We start from the raw sequence: 15,978 nt of genomic DNA on the forward strand, positions 1-15,978 counted from the left end.
CTTCGGCCATCGATGCGAGCGGAGCCTGCCGTTGATCGGCGGCGGCACGGCGTGGAAGTCGACGGGCGGCGCCGGCCCTCTCGATGGTCCCTGACACGGAGGCCCCCTAATATAGAGGGTCGTCTGCAAAGGCGGCCGGTGGCAGGGGGCGCAGACGGCATCGTCCTCCAGCCCGATTCTCGTTCAGCGCGTGGGCTGGATTCGTGGCCCAGACGCCTGACTTGGGGCGGGTTCCTGGCGGGCGAGTGCTCGCGGCCTTAAGCACCCCAAATTGCGTTGTCACAAAACGACAACATAAACAGCCACTTAGGTGTTCCCGCAGAACCACGGTTCCGTGCCTTTTGTGCAACACCGGTCCGAAAAGGCGCCGCTTGAGCGCCGCAATGATGGTTCCTTTGTTGCGTGTGCAAAGGCCTTCGGTAATTCTGCTCGCACGACGAAGGGGGGCATCCCAACGTCGTCCCGTTTAGGTCGTTCGCTCAAGTCCCTCGCGTTCATGCGGGTGTGTCCGATAGCGCGAAGCGGCTGAGCGACGGGTCGAAGAGGGATAACGGGTCCAACCCCAAGGGTGTCTCTCACCCAGCGGAGGCGGAACCTTCCCTGACTGAGCAACTTGGAGGTTTAACATTATGAACACGATCAAGAGCCTTGTCCTGGGCTCGGCGGCCGCTCTCGTCGCCATGTCTGGGGCTCAGGCAGCTGACCTTCCGATCAAGGCCAAGGCGGTCGAATATGTGAAGGTCTGCTCGCTTTACGGCGCTGGCTTCTACTACATCCCCGGCACCGACACCTGCATCAAGCTGGGCGGCTACCTGCGTGCTGAAACGTCGTTCGCCAGCAACGGCCAGTACAACAACGCCGTCAACGGCGTTGCCGGCGGCATGAACCGTCACAGCAACTACTACTACAGCCGCGCTCGTCAGGACCTCAACATCGACACGCGCACCGCGACCGAGTACGGCGTGGTCCGCACCTTTGCTGACCTGACGTTCACCTGGACCAGCGGCACCTACGCTGGCTCGGGCTCCGCGACCGGCGCGACCGCCTACTCGACGGCTGGCGCTCCTGGCGCTCAGGCCGACGGCAACATCGCCCAGGGCGGCATCGGCGTGTACTACGCCTTCATCCAGTTCGCTGGCTTCACGATGGGTAAGGCCGTGTCGCAGTTCGACGCGCCCTGGACCAACTACCCGGGCAACAACTTCGACGGCCTGTGGGGCGGCGGCGGCACCGTGACCGGTGTCAACCAGTTCACCTACACCGCCGACTTCGGCTCGGGCATCACTGCGGCGATCTCGGCGCAGGACGCGACCCAGTACTACACCACCAACATGTGGAACGTGTCGGGCATCACCGCGGCCGGCATCATCGGCGGCTCGTATGGCACCAACAACTTCGGTGGCAACGTTTCTCCGGACATCGTCGGCATGGTTCGTGTCGACCAGGCTTGGGGTCTTTTCCAGGCGTCGTTCGCGGCGCATGACAACCACACCGGCTACTACGGCGCCACCGAGCTCACCGGTCACCCGGCTGACAAGTGGGGCTGGGCTGCTCAGCTGGCCTTGTCGATCAAGAACATCCCGACCGGCCCCGGCGACACCATCAACATCCAGGGCGTCTACACCAACGGTGCGAGCCGCTACAACGCTCAGAGCCTGGTGCCGACCACCTACGCGATGTACGGCGGCAGCAGCACGGCTGGTGTCTACGGCACGCTCGGCTTCGCTGGCGTCAGCGATTCGGTCTTCGTGACCGGCGGTGAGCAGCAGCTGACCACGACCTACGGCTTCCGTGGCGCCTACACCCACAACTGGAGCCCGACCTGGAACTCGGCGATCTACGGTTCGTGGGCTGCCGTGAGCTACAACAACACTGCCAAGGGCCTGATCTGCGGCAGCGCGGCGATGGGTGCGATCGCGGGCGCAGGCTTCACCTGCAACCCCGACTTCAACATCTCCTCGCTCGGCTTGATCACCCGTTGGACCCCGGTCAAGAACCTGACCTTCTCGGCCGACGTGGCCTGGACCAACCTGGACCAGAAGTACTCGGGCAACATCGTTTCTCCGGCCACGACCACGACCTCCAAGCCGGCTGCGGTCTATCAGCTCAAGGACCAGAACTCGGTGTCCTTGCTGCTCCGCGCTCAGCGCAACTTCTGATCCTGATCGTCTGATCGGGTTCAAGAGCCCCCGGCAGGAAACTGCCGGGGGTTTTTGCTTGTGTGCGGGCGCTCATTCCGGCGCGGCACCGGGTCTGGTTCGCTCAAGCAGCGATCGATGCCAAATCGGCGGATCGAGGCAATTGAGCAAGGGATCCGATTGCCTGTGGCTCGAAAATCGCATTCGTTTCAGTAGTTTGGCTGCATGCTGGTATTTTTTTAAAAATGGTGTTGAAAACAGATGAGTTGATAAGCTAATTTTGTCATGCCTGAGTAATCATTCACCACCTACGCAAGACGACGATCATACGATGTTAGACCCCAGGAAGCCTCTGGCGATGCCCCGCCGGAGGCTTCTTCATGTCGGGATCTCCTCGCCGCCCAGCATCTGACGTTGCGTCTCGATTGCAGAGCCTCGGCGTGATCTCCGCAGGCCGTGCCGTCAGCGCAAACATCGATCGTCTCTCCAAAATCGTTGCGCATCGGCTTGACCGGGAAATGCCGGATGGTCACCATGACCGCCAGATGACGGGGCCACACCGTCACGCCAGCGAGGAATGAGTCCAAAGATGAGTTCGGAAGGCTCTGTGGGAGTGCTGCGTCCGTGGTCCGACCAAGACGATCTGGCGGGCGCCATCACGCGGCTGCTGGAAGCGCGGCCCGAGGGCCGGGCCGAGCTTGCGGAATGTCTGGCGGTTGCGCAGCGGATCGAGGCCAGCGACGACGAGTCGTGGTACCGCGAGTGGATGCAATGCGCGGATGCGATGAAGGCTGCCGCCGCCGACGCCGTGAGCAGCGGCCGTCCCGAGCTGGCGTTTCGCAAATGGTCGCGCGCGATCGATTGTTATGAGGCTGCGGCCTGTCCGTTCAGCAGCTCACGCTCCCGCCAGGCCGTCGTGCTGTCCCGCATGCGCGAATGTGCGCGCGAATTCCTGCGCGGTGCCGATCCGCAAGGAGAGGTCGTCACAATTCACTGGCGCGCCGACTATCCGCTCGAAGCCTATTTCCTGCCGGCGCGTTGCGAGGCAGGCAGGGCGCCCACCGTCATCTGCATCGGTGAGCCCGGCCGTCGCAAGGAAACCTCCCTGTTCAAGCTTGCAGCCCATGCGGAGCAGCGCGGCCTGGCGCTGCTGGTGGTCGATCTGCTGGGCAGCGGACCGGACTGCCGCTTCGAGGAGATCGTCGGCCGTCGCGATCTCGAATCAGCCATCGCAAGCGTGATGGACTACGCGACGTCCCGTGACGACGTGGACGAAGGCCGGATCGCCATCCTGGCGGATGACTGGAGCTCGTCCTTCGTCGCGCGCGGCATCGCACTCGATCCGCGTTATGCTGCGGCGGTCTGCGACGCCGGCTTGTGGGATATTCACGAGCGCGTCTTCCTGTCACGCCGACCCGGTGCGGGCGAGCGGGGCAGGCTGTCGATCGCCAGCGATGGGCTGGCGGCGCGGCAGATCATGTGTCCGCTGCTGGTGACGGTGCCGGAGCGTGGCTGGCTGCGGGCCGACATCGCGACCCGGCTGATCGCGCAGATCAAGCGCGAGCACCCGGACATCACTCTGAAGATCGTCTCCAGCGCGGGCGCCGATTGGCTCGAGGCCGATGCCTTCGTCTTCGACTGGATCGCCAAGCGTCTGGCGGGGTCTCAGCGGCCTCCAGGCTGACGCGACCGCATGTCTGCTTCAGCTCCCCCGTAGGAGGCGGTCGGGCCGTGACCGCCTCGGGGGCCTCAGAGTCCCATCGTGAGTCGCGCGCTGGCCTTCTCGAAACGGTCCTTGAGGCCAGCCAGCTTGTCCGTGAAGGTCGCCAGCTCGCGAGCGTCGAATTCCTCGAAGATGAAGCTAAAGATCTGCGCCTGCTGAGCTTCCAGCTCGGCGAACTGCTCCGAGGTCTTGGTGGTGAGCGACATCCGGACCACGCGCGCATCGTTGGGGGCGGGCTTGCGTTCCATGAAGCCCTTCTTCTCGAGCAGCTTCGACTGCGTCGTGACGAACGAAGGGTCGACGTGCAGCCGCTTGGCTGCCGCATTCACGGCGACTCCCTCGCCTTGATCCAGCTCGGAGATCGCCATCAGGATCATCCATTGCGGGCCACTGATGCCGATTCTCTTGGCCCAGAAGTACCTCAGCTCCTCCAGATGGACGTTGATCGTGGAGATCTCCCGGGCGAAGCGAAGAATGGCGTCGCGATTCTTCGGCAGATGTTCGACAGTCTTCGGTTGCGCGTCCGCTTCCACAGGTGCGGCAGACATGTTCTTCAAGGGCGCCATTGCTCAGGAGTTCCGGTACGAAGCTCGACCCTAAAGAAAAAAAATCCGCAACAAAATCACTTATCTAGGAGGACATCGGCCGTCCCCCGTGCGCTGCACAACAAGCTGCCATTGTGTTGCCCCCAAGACACATTTCGGCTTCATTCAATTACCTGACTGCATAAACTATTTTGCTTACTGAATGAGCGAAGGCATAGTTCCTGATGACGGTGGGGGGTTACTCGATCGTCCCGTGACAGGTGGTTCGCTTAAGTCCCTCGCGTGATGCGGGTGTGTCCGATGGCGCGAAGCGGCTGAAGCGGTTTTTCGGGAGCAGAGGAAGCGGATCGTCCTGGGGGATCTTGGTCCGGTTCTTTCTCAAAAGAGCAACTTGGAGGTTTAAATGAAGACGGTTAAGAGCCTTGTCCTCGGCTCGGCGGCAGTTCTGCTCGCCATGTCCGCGGCTCAGGCGGCCGACCTTCCGATCAAGGCCAAAGCGGTCGAGTATGTGAAGGTTTGCTCCCTGTATGGTGCGGGCTTCTACTACATCCCCGGCACCGACACCTGCATCAAGCTGGGCGGCTATCTCCGCGCTGAAACGGCGATCGCCACGAACAGCGACTTCAACGGCACGTTCAGCGGCCAGGGTGGTGCGCATAACCGCCTGAGCAACTACTACACGGCCCGCGCTCGTCAGGACATCAACATCGACACGCGCACGGCGACCGAGTACGGCGTGGTCCGTACCTTCGCTGACCTGACCTTCAGCTGGACCTCCGGCGGCTATGCCGGCACGGGTTCGGCCACCGGTGCGACCGCTTACTCGACGGCTGGTGCGCCGGGCGCACAGGCTGACGGCAATATCGCGCAGGGTTCGGTCGGCGTGTACTATGCCTTCATCCAGTTCGCCGGCTTCACCATGGGTAAGGCCGTGTCGCAGTTCGACACGCCCTGGGTGAACTATCCGGGCAACAACTTCGACGGTCTCGCCGGCGGCGGCGGCACGGTCACTGGCGTCAATCAGTTCAGCTACACCGCTGACTTCGGCTCCGGCATCACGGCCACCGTTTCGGCTCAGGATGCGACCGCCTACTACCAGAACAACCTCTGGAACGTGGCGGGTTCGACGGCGGCTGGCGTGATCGGCGGTGCTTACGGCACCAGCAACTACGGCGGCAACGTCTCTCCGGACTTCGTCGGTATGGTCCGTGTCGACCAGGCCTGGGGTCTGTTCCAGGCGTCGTTCGCGGCGCATGACAACCATGTCGCTTACTACGGCGCGTCCGAGACCTCCGGCCACCCGGCCGACAAGTGGGGCTGGGCGGCTCAGCTGGCCCTGTCGATCAAGAACATCCCGACCGGACCTGGCGACACGATCAACGTGCAGGGCGTCTACACCAACGGTGCGAGCCGCTACAACATCCAGAGCCTGATGCCGAACAGCTACGCGATGTACGGCAGCACGGGTCTGGCTGGTGCCTACCAGAGCCTCGGCATTGCCGGCGTGGGCGACTCGGTGTTCACCACGGGTGGCGAGCAGCAGCTGACCACGACCTACGGTGTGCGCGGTGCGTACACCCACAACTGGAACCCGGCCTGGAACACTGCGATCTACGGGTCTTGGGCTGCCGTCCGCTACAACGGCACGGCCAAGGGCCTGATCTGCACCAGCCCCGGCGTGGTTGCGACCTTCAACGCGGGTTCGACCTGTAATCCGGACTTCGATCTGGCCACCATCGGCCTGATCACGCGCTGGACCCCGGTCAAGAACCTGACCTTCTCGGCCGACTTCGCCTACTCGTGGCTCGACCAGAAGCACTCGGGTTCGGTCACGGCCCCGGCTGCCGCCGCTGTCGCCAAGCCGGCTGCGGTGTATGAGCTGAAGGATCAGCAGTCGGCTGTCCTGCTGCTCCGCGCTCAGCGCAACTTCTGATCCAGACCGTCTCACGACGGTTTGACCAACCCCCGGCAGGCAACTGCCGGGGGTTTTTCTTTGCCTCGCCAGCGCGTGCTCCAGCACCGAGACCCGCATTCCTCACCGTGCCGCTTTGTCGCTGACAAACATGCTGCAGACCCGCCCGAGAACCACACCGCGCGGCCACGCGACGCAATACGATCTGGATGGAATTTCGCGACCGCCTCGTGGCCATGCGGCTCAAACATCCGTGAGAGGCGGTCAGCGGGTTCGCTCGGTTCGACCGCGCGTTTGAGCCAAGCTTGGCCTGCGTGATCTCGGGCGGGCGAGGGCCCGTGCCACGATCGCCGGGATGACGGGGCCAGAGAGTTTGAGCCTCGCGCTCGCCGCGGTTCTCGACGTCCGTCCTGCTGCATTCCCGCCACGACCGCGACACGCATTCGGCGGCGAAAGTCTTCCCCGACACATTACTCTTGGAGATCCGGCGACCGCGTGCCGTGCCGCGGCCGTGCCACATGCGTGATCCGGCCGGTCACGAGAATGGTCCGATAAAGCACCAACTCTGCCTCGCGATCGTTCCCACTGCAACGCTATGCGCGGGCACTGTGGTGCAGCTGGAGACGGGCTGACCGTTGGGGCGGTCGTTCGATGTCGAGCCGGGCCGGTCTGAACTGAGCAATTTGGAGGTTAGTATGAAGACTGTGAGGAGCCTTGTTTTGGGCTCAGGGGCGGCGTTGCTCGCCATGGGTGGGGCTCAGGCCGCCGACCTTCCGATCAAGGCCAAAGCGGTTGAGTATGTCAGGGTCTGCTCGATGTACGGCGCCGGATTTTTCTACATTCCGGGCACCGACACCTGCATCAAGCTCGGCGGCTATCTGCGGGTCGAGGCCGGCTTCGGCACGAATACGATCTTCCAGAATGCCGTGAACGGCGTCGCCGGCGGGCGAAATCGTCTCAGCAACTACTACACGACGCGTTCGCGCGCCGACCTCAACATCGACACCCGCACCGCGACCGAATATGGCGTCGTGCGCACCTTCTTCGACGGTGTCTTCCAGTGGACCGGGGGCAGCTATGCCGGGACCGGCTCCGCCACGGGCGCAACTGCCTATTCGACGGCGGGCGCGCCTGGAGCGCAGGCTGACGGCAACATCGCACAAGGCGGGATCGGCGTCTTCTATGCCTTCATCCAGTTCGCCGGCTTCACCATGGGTAAGGCCGTGTCGCAGTTCGACGCGCCCTGGGCCAACTACCCCGGCAACAATTTCGACGGTCTGACCGGAGGCGGCGGCACCATCACCGGCGTCAACCAGTTCACCTACACCGCGGACTTCGGTTCGGGCATCACGGCCGCGATCTCGGCCCAGGATGCGACGCAGTATTCGCAGTCGCAGATCTGGAATACGGCGGGACAGACGGCCGCCGGCGTGCTCACCGGCAGCTATGGCACGTCGAATTTCGGCGGCAACGTCGCGCCCGACATCGTCGGCATGGTGCGCGTCGATCAGGCCTGGGGCCTGTTCCAGGCGTCCTTCGCGGCACACGACAATCACGCCGCCTTCTTCGGTGCCAGCGAGACGACCGGGCATCCCGCCGACAAATGGGGCTATGCCGGTCAGCTCGCCCTGTCGATCAAGAACATCCCGACCGGCGCCGGCGACACCATCAATCTGCAGGGCGTCTACACCAACGGTGCCAGCCGCTACAACTTCCAGAGCCTCGCGCCGATCAACTACGCGATGTACGGCGGCAGCAACATGGCCGGCGCTTTCCAGAGCCTGGGCTTCGCCGGCGTGTCGGATTCGGTGTTTGGGGCGAATACCCAGCAGCAGCTGACCACCACCTACGGCTTCCGGGGTGCCTTTACCCACAACTGGGATCCGTTCTGGAACACGGCGGTCTACGGCTCCTGGAGCGGCGTCAGATACAACAACACCGCGAAGGGACTGATCTGCAACGGTGCGGGCATGGTCGCTCTCGGAATCACGCCTGCGAATTGCAACCCCGACTTCAACATCTCGACGGTGGGTGTGATCACGCGCTGGACGCCGGTCAAGAATCTGACCTTCTCTGCGGACGTCGCTTGGACCCGGCTGGACCAGAAGTTCACCGGCGTGGCGAACGCACCGGCGGTCGCGGCGGTCGCCAAGCCGGCCACGACCTACCAGTTGAAGGACCAGGACTCGGTCTCGCTGCTGGTGCGTGCCCAGCGCAACTGGTAAGTGCGGGCGAATGGCGAATAGGGAGTAACGAACAGCAGTTGACGACGGAGCGGAGCCCAGGCTTCGCTACTCGCTACTCGCTACTCGCTACTCCACCACAGCGCCGCGGCGCAGATCGGCCTCGATCTGCAGCCGCGAGCCGCCGCCGAAGCGGGCGCGATAGACCTGCAGGTTCTCCATCACCCGCTGCACGTAGTTGCGGGTCTCCGCGAACGGAATCAGCTCGACCCAATCCACCGCGTCCACCTTCGGATCGCGTGGGTCGCCATACCGCTCGACCCATTTCCGTACGCTGCCGCGGCCGGCATTGTAGGCCGCGAACGTCATGATGTACGAGCCGCGATAGTCCTCGAGCAGGCCGCCAAGCTCAGCCGCGCCGAGCTGCGCGTTGTAGACCGGGTCGGTCTTCATCCGGTTCAGATCGAAGCTGACGCCGGCGCGCTTGCAGACGTAGCGACCCGCATCCGGCGTGACCTGCATGAGCCCGTAGGCCTGAGCCGGCGAGACCACGGCCTGGTTGAAGGCGCTCTCCTGGCGCGCGATCGAGAAGATCACGCTCTGCTCGACCTCCGGCCCGAGCGCCCGGAACGCGGGGATGCCCGTGACCGGATAGGCGTAATGATCGAACGGCAGTCCGCGATTGAGCGCGGCCTTGCCAACCAGCAGCATCGCTCGCGCATCGCTGTTTCGCGCGGCGATTTCCGCGATTCCGACCAGCACGTCGGGGTCGCCGTTGTCGCCCATGTCGGCAAAGATCGGGATCGCGACCTCGCCCTCGTCGAGCTCGTAGAGCAGTTGCACCGCGCGCACCACCTCGAGCCGTTCGACGCCGCGTCCGCGGCCGCTCGGCGCGGCATTGAGGCCGAGCTGCGGCAGGCCGAGCTTCGCGCGCGCCAACTGTCCGTAGTAGCTCGTGGACTGCTCGGCGGCCGACGTATAGGCCGCGCGCGCCTCCTGCATGCGCCCCATCGCTTCTGCCGCGCGGCCCTGCCAATAGCCGGCCCGCGCCAGGGTGGTCGGATTGACGCTGCCGACGCCAATCCGTGCAAAGTGCTGGGCCGCGGTGGCCGGATCGTTGAGGAAACGCAGCGCGATCCAGCCCGCGGTGAATTCCTGCTCGGTCTTGTAGATGTCGCGGTTCGGCAGCGCCGCGTCGCGCGCGATCAGGTAGGCGTTGCGATATTCGCCGGTGTCGATCATCTTGCGCGCCAGCAGCCGGCGCTCGATCCACCATTCGTCCAGATTGTGCAGGCGGCCGGGATCCTTGGGCGCGTTCAGCATCAGCTGCGCCGCCTCGGCGAATTTTTCATCGCGCCGCAGCAGTTGGATGCGGCTGAAGATGTAGCCTGCATCGCCGTGGAGTTCGCGCGGCACGGCTTCGAGCAGGCTCTGGCTGTTGGAGGCTTTGCGGTAGGCCGCGATTCGCGCTTTTGCCAGCGCCACGTGGCCCGAGCCAAGCCGCCGGGCAGCGCGCATGGCGGCCTCGTGCTCGCTGCCATACAGCAGCGTGTCCATCCGCGCCTTGTGATCGCCGCCGGACAGCAGGGCACCATACTGGTCCAGGATGTTGTTCTCGGTCTCCTCGGACATCGCGTCGTTGCGCCAAGCATCGCGCACCAGGCGCTCGGCATTGGCGCGGTCGCCGCGATTGAGCATCACCCGGGCCAGCGCGAACTTGCCCTTGGCCGACAGCGGCGATTCGTTCTCGAACCAGGACCACACCACGGCATCGTCGCGCTTGTCGTCCCACAACGCGGCCTCGAGCCGGCGCCGCAGGAAGGTCTGTGACGGCCAGGACGGGTTGGCGGCGATGAACGCGCGGTAGCGCTCCACGCTGGCATTGTTGTTGTCGCTGCGCAGGATCACCCACTCCGCGAGCTTGCGCGCCACGGGATCCGAGATCGCCTGCACGACCTCGGTGGCATCGCTGGGCTTGCGCTTGCGGACGAGCTCGATCACGTTTTCGAGCGCGTCCTTGTCGGACTGCGAGGTCGAGGACGTCACGGCGATCGCAGCCGGCACCACGAGCTTGCGGGAGGCGGGCAGGGCGGCATGCTGGCGGGCCGGCAGGCTTGCAGCCGCCGCGCTGGGGGTGATGTCCCTCGGGGCCGCGCGCGGCGTCTCGCCGGCGCCTTTGGGGCTGCTCTTGACCTCGGCCTTCGCCTCGGCCCGCGCGTCGACCTCGCTCTTGGTCCCGGCGGCCTCGTGGGTGTTCGTCTTCGGAACCGCGCTGCGCGCGATCGGACGCGCCTTCGGCACCGGAACCTTGGTCGCGGGAGCCTTGGATCCCGAAACCTTGGACCCAGCAGCCTGGTCCTTGGCGAGAGCGCTATGTCCGGCGAGAGCCCATCCGAGTGTCAGGCCGGCGGCCAAGGACACCGAGAGTGACACCGACAGGGCGGTCGATCGCAATGCAGTGGCGCGGGCAGAAAAGGGCACGGCGTTCCTTTTGCGGCGGATGACTTCGATCCCCTGACCAACATGGGTCTATCGAAAAGGTGAACAAATCCTAAATATACCGGGAAGGACTGCAACCTGCGCCAACACCGCGGCGAAATCACGACCGAAGGGCGGCGTGCGGGCCGTGGGGCTTCAGCGAAGGGTGATCGCGGGCCTCGGCAAAGCGATTCGCGCGATTCGTGTGCCTGTTGAGAAGGCAGCCCAGCCGCGGGCGGGCCTTCCGCCCCGTCGGCAGACCCGGTATGAAGTGGCTCGCACAGGGGCCAAACGGCGTTTGGGAGGGAGTTTCATGGCAGCCAAGACGAATTTCCGGGGTTCTTTCACCGCCTTGGTCACTCCTTTCAAGAACGGGTCCGTGGACGAGGCCGCTTTTCGCAGCCTTGTGAACTGGCAGATCGACGAGGGCACCAACGGCCTCGTGCCGGTCGGCACGACGGGCGAGAGCCCGACGCTCAGTCATGACGAGCACAAGCGGGTGGTCGAGTGGTGCATCGCCGAGGCCCGGGGACGCGTGCCCGTCGTCGCCGGCGCCGGCTCCAATTCGACCAAGGAGGCGGTCGAGCTCGCCCAGCACGCCGAGAAGGCGGGGGCGGACGCAGTGCTGGTGGTGACGCCCTATTACAACAAGCCGACGCAGGAAGGCCTGTATCAGCACTTCAAGGCGATCAACGACGCGATCGGCATTCCGATCATCATCTACAATATTCCGCCGCGCTCGGTGATCGACATGTCCGTCGACACCATGAAGCGCCTGTTCGAGCTGAAGAACATCGCCGGCGTGAAGGATGCCACCGCGAGCATGGTGCGGGTGTCGCAGCAGCGCGCCGCGATGGGCGAGGAGTTCAACCAGCTCTCGGGCGAGGATGCGACGATCATCGGCTACATGGCGCATGGCGGCCATGGCTGCATCTCGGTGACGTCGAACGTCGCGCCGCGGCTGTGCTCGGAATTCCACCAGGCCTGGCAGAAGGGCGATGTCGCAACGGCGCTGAAGATCCACGACAAGCTGATGCCGCTGCACACCAATCTGTTCATCGAGTCCAACCCGGCCCCGGTGAAATACGCGCTGTCGCTGCTCGGCAAGATCGAGGAGAAGCTGCGGCTGCCGATGGTGCCGGTGTCGGAGCCGACCCGGGTCGCGGTGCGCGAGGCGATGGTTCATGCCGGACTGATCAACTGAGCCGACGTATCTGAGGGGGACGCGAGCATGTTGAAGGAATTCCGTGAATTCGCGATGAAGGGCAACGTCGTCGACCTCGCCGTCGGCGTCATCATCGGCGCGGCCTTCGGCGCCATCGTCACCTCGCTCGTCGCCGATGTCATCATGCCGATCATCGGCGCCATCACGGGCGGCCTCGATTTCTCGAACTACTTCATCCCGCTGTCCAAGACGGTCAATGCGAGCAACCTGGCGGACGCGAAGAAGCAGGGTGCCGTGCTGGCCTATGGACAGTTCCTGACCTTGACCCTGAACTTCTTCATCATCGCTTTCGTGCTGTTCATGATCATCCGTGTGATAAACAGGTTGAAGCGGAACGAAGCGGCAGCCCCCGCGGCGCCGGCGAAGCCCTCGGCCGAGGTCGAGCTGTTGACCGAGATCCGTGATCTCCTGAAAAAGTCCTGATGGCTGAAAAGAACGAACCCAAGATCACGGTCGCCGCCGAGAATCGCAAGGCGCGGTTCAACTACGCGATCGAGGACACCATCGAGGCCGGCATCGCGCTGACCGGCACCGAGGTGAAGTCGGTCCGCGGCGGCAAGTCGACGATCGCGGAATCCTATGCGGATTCGCGCAACGGCGAGATCTGGCTGATCAACGCCAACATTCCCGAGTATCTGCAGGCCAATCGCTTCAATCACGAGCCGAAGCGGCCGCGCAAGCTGCTGCTGCATCGCAAGCAGATCAACAAGCTGATGGGCGCGGTCGAGCGCGAAGGCATGACGCTGATCCCGCTGAAGCTCTATTTCAACGAGCGGGGCCGCGCCAAGCTGCTGCTCGCCGTCGCCAAGGGCAAGAAGCTGCACGACAAGCGCGAGAGCGAGAAGAAGCGCGATTGGGGCCGCGAGAAGGGCCGGCTGCTGCGGGCGCGCGGCTAACGAGACCTTTGCCGCGCGCTCCTCGGCGGCACGCCTGAGCCTTGGGAAAGCATCCGATGAATCAGAAGAACCTCTTGGACGTCGACTGGAGCCGGATTCCGGCTCCGACCGACGACGGCGCAGCTGATCATCTGGTCGGGATGATCATTCCCGCGATCGGACTGCGTGCGACCGACGACACGCTGGTCACGTTGTCCGATCTGCCAGGACGGACCGTCGTGTTCGCCTATCCGCGGACCGGCGAACCCGGCAAGGTGTCGCTCGTCGAGGACTGGGACATGATCCCGGGTGCGCGCGGCTGCACGCCGCAGACCTGCAGCTTCCGCGACCTGTTCGGCGAGTTGAAATCGGCCGGCGCCGCGCATGTGTTCGGCCTGTCGACGCAGAGCAATGCCTATCAGACCGAGATGGCCTCGCGCCTGCACCTGCCGTTTCCGGTGCTGTCGGACGAAAAGCTCGAGCTGACCAATGCCCTGCGGTTGCCGACGATGGAGATCGCCGGGCTGACCATGATCAAGCGGCTTGCCATGATCGTGGACGACGCCCGCATCACCCACGTGTTCTATCCGGTGTTTCCACCGGACAGGAACGCGGGCGACGTGCTGGCGTGGCTGAAGGACAACCGCGCATCTGCCGCGTGAGGATAAGGGCGGGCCGAACTAATCCAGATCCGCCTTCACGCGCGCGAACACGGCGTGGAACATCTCGGTCGTGAGCACGCCGGTGTTCGTATTGTAGCGTGAGCAGTGATAGCTGTCGTACAGCCGGATCCCGCCGGCCTGGTGCACGGCGCCATGGGCGAACGGCGCCGCGACCGCGCGCAAGCCCAGCAGCTTCAGCAGCGTGTCGTGGGAGATGCGGCCGAGCGCGACGATGCTGCGCAGCCGAGGCATCGCGGCGATGGTGGCGCCGAGGAAGCTCCGGCATTGGTTGATCTCGGCCGGCAGCGGCTTGTTCTGCGGCGGCACGCAGCGCACCGCGTTGCTGATTCGGCAGTCCACCAGCGTCAGCCCGTCGTCGGGGCGGGCTTCGAAGCGGCCTTTTGCAAATCCGTAGTGCAGCAGCGTCCCGTAGAGCAGCTCCCCGGCATAGTCGCCGGTGAACGGGCGCCCGGTGCGATTCGCACCCTGCAGCCCTGGCGCGAGGCCGACGATCAGGAGGCGCGCGTCGGGATCGCCGAACGACGGCACCGGGGCGTTGAACCATGACGGCTCACGCGCGCGCTGCGCCTCGCGGAACTCAACGAGGCGAGGGCACAGCGGACAGTCTCGATCGGGATTGGTCGAAGACGGGGCAGGCGGCGCAGGCTGAGTGCCCGTCCGCCTAGTCCTCGAAATCGTCATCGTTGGGCGTGGTGGTGGTGGTGGTCGTGGCGCGGGCGGGCGCCGTGGTCGAGCGCTGCAGGAATTGCGGGGAATGGTGGCGCGGCTCGCGCGGGGCGGGGCGCTCCGACGGGTCGCGGCCGAGCTTGGACTGCAACTCCATGAGGTCGGTGAAGACGTCGGCCTGGCGGCGCAACTCGTCGGCGATCATCGGCGGCTGGCTGGAGATGGTCGAGATCACGGTGACGCGAACGCCGCGGCGCTGCATCGCTTCGACCAGCGAACGGAAGTCGCCGTCGCCCGAGAACAGCACCATCTGGTCGATATGCTCGGCGAGTTCCATGGCATCGACGGCGAGCTCGATGTCCATGTTGCCCTTGACCTTGCGCCGGCCGCTGGCGTCGATGAATTCCTTCGTCGCCTTGGTGACGACCGTATAGCCGTTGTAGTCGAGCCAGTCGATCAAGGGCCGAATCGACGAGTACTCCTGATCCTCGATGATCGCGGTGTAATAGAACGCGCGGAGCAGCGTGCCGCGGCTCTGAAATTCCTTGAGCAGGCGCTTGTAGTCAATGTCGAAGCCGAGCGTCTTGGCCGTGGCGTATAGGTTGGCGCCGTCAATGAAGAGCGCAATCTTGTTGGTCGAAGATGACATTCAGTGTCTCGCGTTCAGTTAGATTCTATTTTTGGCGCGACTCCAGTCGGTCGCGCATTCCATTTCAAGATACTGCCAAGGCGTCGGCGGTCCATCTGGTGTGAGGTTACCGCAAACAGGAGTGGTCGGGGCAACAAAGGCGCACTTGTGACGACGTAATGAAGCGTTTTCTTGTCCAAGGCCCGAATTCCGCGGGTCTGGACGGAGCGCCAGTCAAGGTTGCCGAATTCGGTACTCCTTGCCCCTTACCGAACCCTGACGCCAGTTTTGCCTTGCGAAAGCCGGCCAGCCTCTATAACTAGCCCAGCATAATCAGCATATTAAGCACACAAAGGACCGGAGCGACAATGGCGCGCGTCACTGTGGAAGATTGTATCGATAAAGTCGACAACCGGTTCGACCTGGTTCTCCTGGCCGCGCATCGCGCGCGCATGATCTCATCAGGATCGCAACTTACAATTGATAGAGATAACGACAAGAATCCCGTCGTCGCACTCCGGGAAATTGCGGATTCGACCATTTCTCCCGAGGATCTGAAGGAAGAACTGGTGCATTCGCTGCAGAAGTTCGTCGAGGTCGACGAGCCGGAGCCGGACACGGTGCCGCTGATCGGCTCGGCCGGTGCCAGCGTCGATGCCGACGACACCGAGGTGGCCGTCGAGCGCATGACCGAGGAAGAGCTGCTGAAGGGCCTCGAGGGCCTCGCTCCGCCGGAAGAGCAGCCGGAAGAGGACGAGTGACGGTCTCGTCACCGTCAGCGCGAGCTCCAGCTAACTTGTGAGAATGTGAAGGCCCGGACCACGTCCGGGCCTTTGCATTTGAACGTGATTCCGTGATTACCATAGGGCTGCGCCAAGCGCCTGCCATCCGGCAGATTTGGTCACGAAGATAAAGGTTTAGT

General features: G+C 64.1%; 13 protein-coding genes. 9 read left to right on the plus strand and 4 right to left on the minus strand.

Annotation, left to right across the window (positions count from 1 at the left end; translation table 11 throughout):
* Positions 1-629: 629 nt before the first annotated feature.
* Positions 630-2,159 (plus strand): porin, encoded by a 1,530-nt coding sequence (locus tag ACQR0W_RS25735; RefSeq protein WP_434840841.1) that lies wholly within the window; start codon positions 630-632, stop codon positions 2,157-2,159.
* 568 nt (positions 2,160-2,727) lie between these two features.
* Positions 2,728-3,822, plus strand: coding sequence for an alpha/beta hydrolase family protein (locus tag ACQR0W_RS25740; RefSeq protein WP_315827233.1), 1,095 nt, complete (start codon positions 2,728-2,730; stop codon positions 3,820-3,822).
* Positions 3,823-3,887: 65 nt separating this feature from the next.
* Here ACQR0W_RS25740 and ACQR0W_RS25745 read toward each other — a convergent pair whose 3' ends face one another.
* Positions 3,888-4,409: a MarR family winged helix-turn-helix transcriptional regulator gene (locus ACQR0W_RS25745; protein ID WP_316165147.1), complete on the minus strand. Its 522-nt coding sequence runs from the start codon at positions 4,407-4,409 to the stop codon at positions 3,888-3,890.
* A gap of 400 nt (positions 4,410-4,809) precedes the next feature.
* Here ACQR0W_RS25745 and ACQR0W_RS25750 point away from each other — a divergent pair, with 400 nt between their 5' ends.
* A complete protein-coding gene (locus tag ACQR0W_RS25750) occupies positions 4,810-6,339 on the plus strand; it encodes a porin (RefSeq protein WP_315752949.1) in 1,530 nt (509 codons plus the stop codon).
* A 674-nt stretch (positions 6,340-7,013) separates the two neighbouring features.
* Positions 7,014-8,543: a porin gene (locus ACQR0W_RS25755; RefSeq protein WP_315827232.1), complete on the plus strand. Its 1,530-nt coding sequence runs from the start codon at positions 7,014-7,016 to the stop codon at positions 8,541-8,543.
* 87 nt (positions 8,544-8,630) lie between these two features.
* Here ACQR0W_RS25755 and ACQR0W_RS25760 read toward each other — a convergent pair whose 3' ends face one another.
* Positions 8,631-10,982, minus strand: coding sequence for a lytic transglycosylase domain-containing protein (locus tag ACQR0W_RS25760; RefSeq protein ID WP_434840840.1), 2,352 nt, complete (start codon positions 10,980-10,982; stop codon positions 8,631-8,633).
* Between the two features lie 310 nt (positions 10,983-11,292).
* On the opposite strand from ACQR0W_RS25760, the gene dapA reads away from it, so the two are divergent.
* The 4 genes from dapA to ACQR0W_RS25780 are packed head-to-tail and all read left to right on the plus strand — an operon-like array spanning position 11,293 to position 13,741.
* The gene (gene dapA / locus ACQR0W_RS25765) at positions 11,293-12,183 is read left to right on the plus strand and encodes a 4-hydroxy-tetrahydrodipicolinate synthase (RefSeq protein WP_315752947.1); all 891 of its coding nucleotides are present in this window, start codon (positions 11,293-11,295) and stop codon (positions 12,181-12,183) included.
* Between the two features lie 27 nt (positions 12,184-12,210).
* Positions 12,211-12,627, plus strand: coding sequence for a large conductance mechanosensitive channel protein MscL (gene mscL / locus ACQR0W_RS25770; RefSeq protein WP_315711385.1), 417 nt, complete (start codon positions 12,211-12,213; stop codon positions 12,625-12,627).
* Positions 12,627-13,100 (plus strand): SsrA-binding protein SmpB, encoded by a 474-nt coding sequence (gene smpB, locus ACQR0W_RS25775; protein WP_315711387.1) that lies wholly within the window; start codon positions 12,627-12,629, stop codon positions 13,098-13,100. Before mscL ends, smpB begins: the two co-directional genes overlap by 1 nt.
* Positions 13,101-13,156: 56 nt before the next feature.
* Complete coding sequence (locus ACQR0W_RS25780) at positions 13,157-13,741, plus strand: peroxiredoxin (protein WP_316171400.1); 585 nt, start codon at positions 13,157-13,159, stop codon at positions 13,739-13,741.
* Between the two features lie 18 nt (positions 13,742-13,759).
* On the opposite strand, the gene ACQR0W_RS25785 is transcribed toward ACQR0W_RS25780, so the two are convergent.
* Both ACQR0W_RS25785 and ACQR0W_RS25790 read right to left on the minus strand, forming a co-directional pair.
* Positions 13,760-14,443: a uracil-DNA glycosylase gene (locus tag ACQR0W_RS25785; protein ID WP_315711389.1), complete on the minus strand. Its 684-nt coding sequence runs from the start codon at positions 14,441-14,443 to the stop codon at positions 13,760-13,762.
* Entirely contained in the window at positions 14,424-15,077 is a 654-nt protein-coding gene (locus ACQR0W_RS25790) for an NYN domain-containing protein (protein ID WP_315711390.1), read from the minus strand. Before ACQR0W_RS25790 ends, ACQR0W_RS25785 begins: the two co-directional genes overlap by 20 nt.
* 347 nt (positions 15,078-15,424) lie before the next feature.
* On the opposite strand from ACQR0W_RS25790, the gene rpoZ reads away from it, so the two are divergent.
* Positions 15,425-15,817, plus strand: coding sequence for a DNA-directed RNA polymerase subunit omega (rpoZ, locus tag ACQR0W_RS25795; RefSeq protein ID WP_006612728.1), 393 nt, complete (start codon positions 15,425-15,427; stop codon positions 15,815-15,817).
* The last annotated feature ends 161 nt before the right edge of the window (positions 15,818-15,978 follow it).

Origin of the sequence: Bradyrhizobium sp. HKCCYLRH1034, assembly GCF_051168375.1 — a bacterium.
Classification (GTDB): domain Bacteria; phylum Pseudomonadota; class Alphaproteobacteria; order Rhizobiales; family Xanthobacteraceae; genus Bradyrhizobium.

Bases quoted from the DNA above. Each gene is read 5' to 3' on its own strand.
- mscL (WP_315711385.1), top strand. From the start codon at position 12,211: ATGTTGAAGGAATTCCGTGAATTCGCGATGAAGGGCAACGTCGTCGAC.
- ACQR0W_RS25750 (WP_315752949.1), top strand. From the start codon at position 4,810: ATGAAGACGGTTAAGAGCCTTGTCCTCGGCTCGGCGGCAGTTCTGCTC.
- ACQR0W_RS25785 (WP_315711389.1), bottom strand. From the start codon at position 14,443: ATGACGATTTCGAGGACTAGGCGGACGGGCACTCAGCCTGCGCCGCCT.
- ACQR0W_RS25755 (WP_315827232.1), top strand. From the start codon at position 7,014: ATGAAGACTGTGAGGAGCCTTGTTTTGGGCTCAGGGGCGGCGTTGCTC.
- rpoZ (WP_006612728.1), top strand. From the start codon at position 15,425: ATGGCGCGCGTCACTGTGGAAGATTGTATCGATAAAGTCGACAACCGG.
- ACQR0W_RS25740 (WP_315827233.1), top strand. From the start codon at position 2,728: ATGAGTTCGGAAGGCTCTGTGGGAGTGCTGCGTCCGTGGTCCGACCAA.
- ACQR0W_RS25790 (WP_315711390.1), bottom strand. From the start codon at position 15,077: ATGTCATCTTCGACCAACAAGATTGCGCTCTTCATTGACGGCGCCAAC.
- smpB (WP_315711387.1), top strand. From the start codon at position 12,627: ATGGCTGAAAAGAACGAACCCAAGATCACGGTCGCCGCCGAGAATCGC.
- ACQR0W_RS25735 (WP_434840841.1), top strand. From the start codon at position 630: ATGAACACGATCAAGAGCCTTGTCCTGGGCTCGGCGGCCGCTCTCGTC.
- dapA (WP_315752947.1), top strand. From the start codon at position 11,293: ATGGCAGCCAAGACGAATTTCCGGGGTTCTTTCACCGCCTTGGTCACT.
- ACQR0W_RS25780 (WP_316171400.1), top strand. From the start codon at position 13,157: ATGAATCAGAAGAACCTCTTGGACGTCGACTGGAGCCGGATTCCGGCT.
- ACQR0W_RS25745 (WP_316165147.1), bottom strand. From the start codon at position 4,409: ATGTCTGCCGCACCTGTGGAAGCGGACGCGCAACCGAAGACTGTCGAA.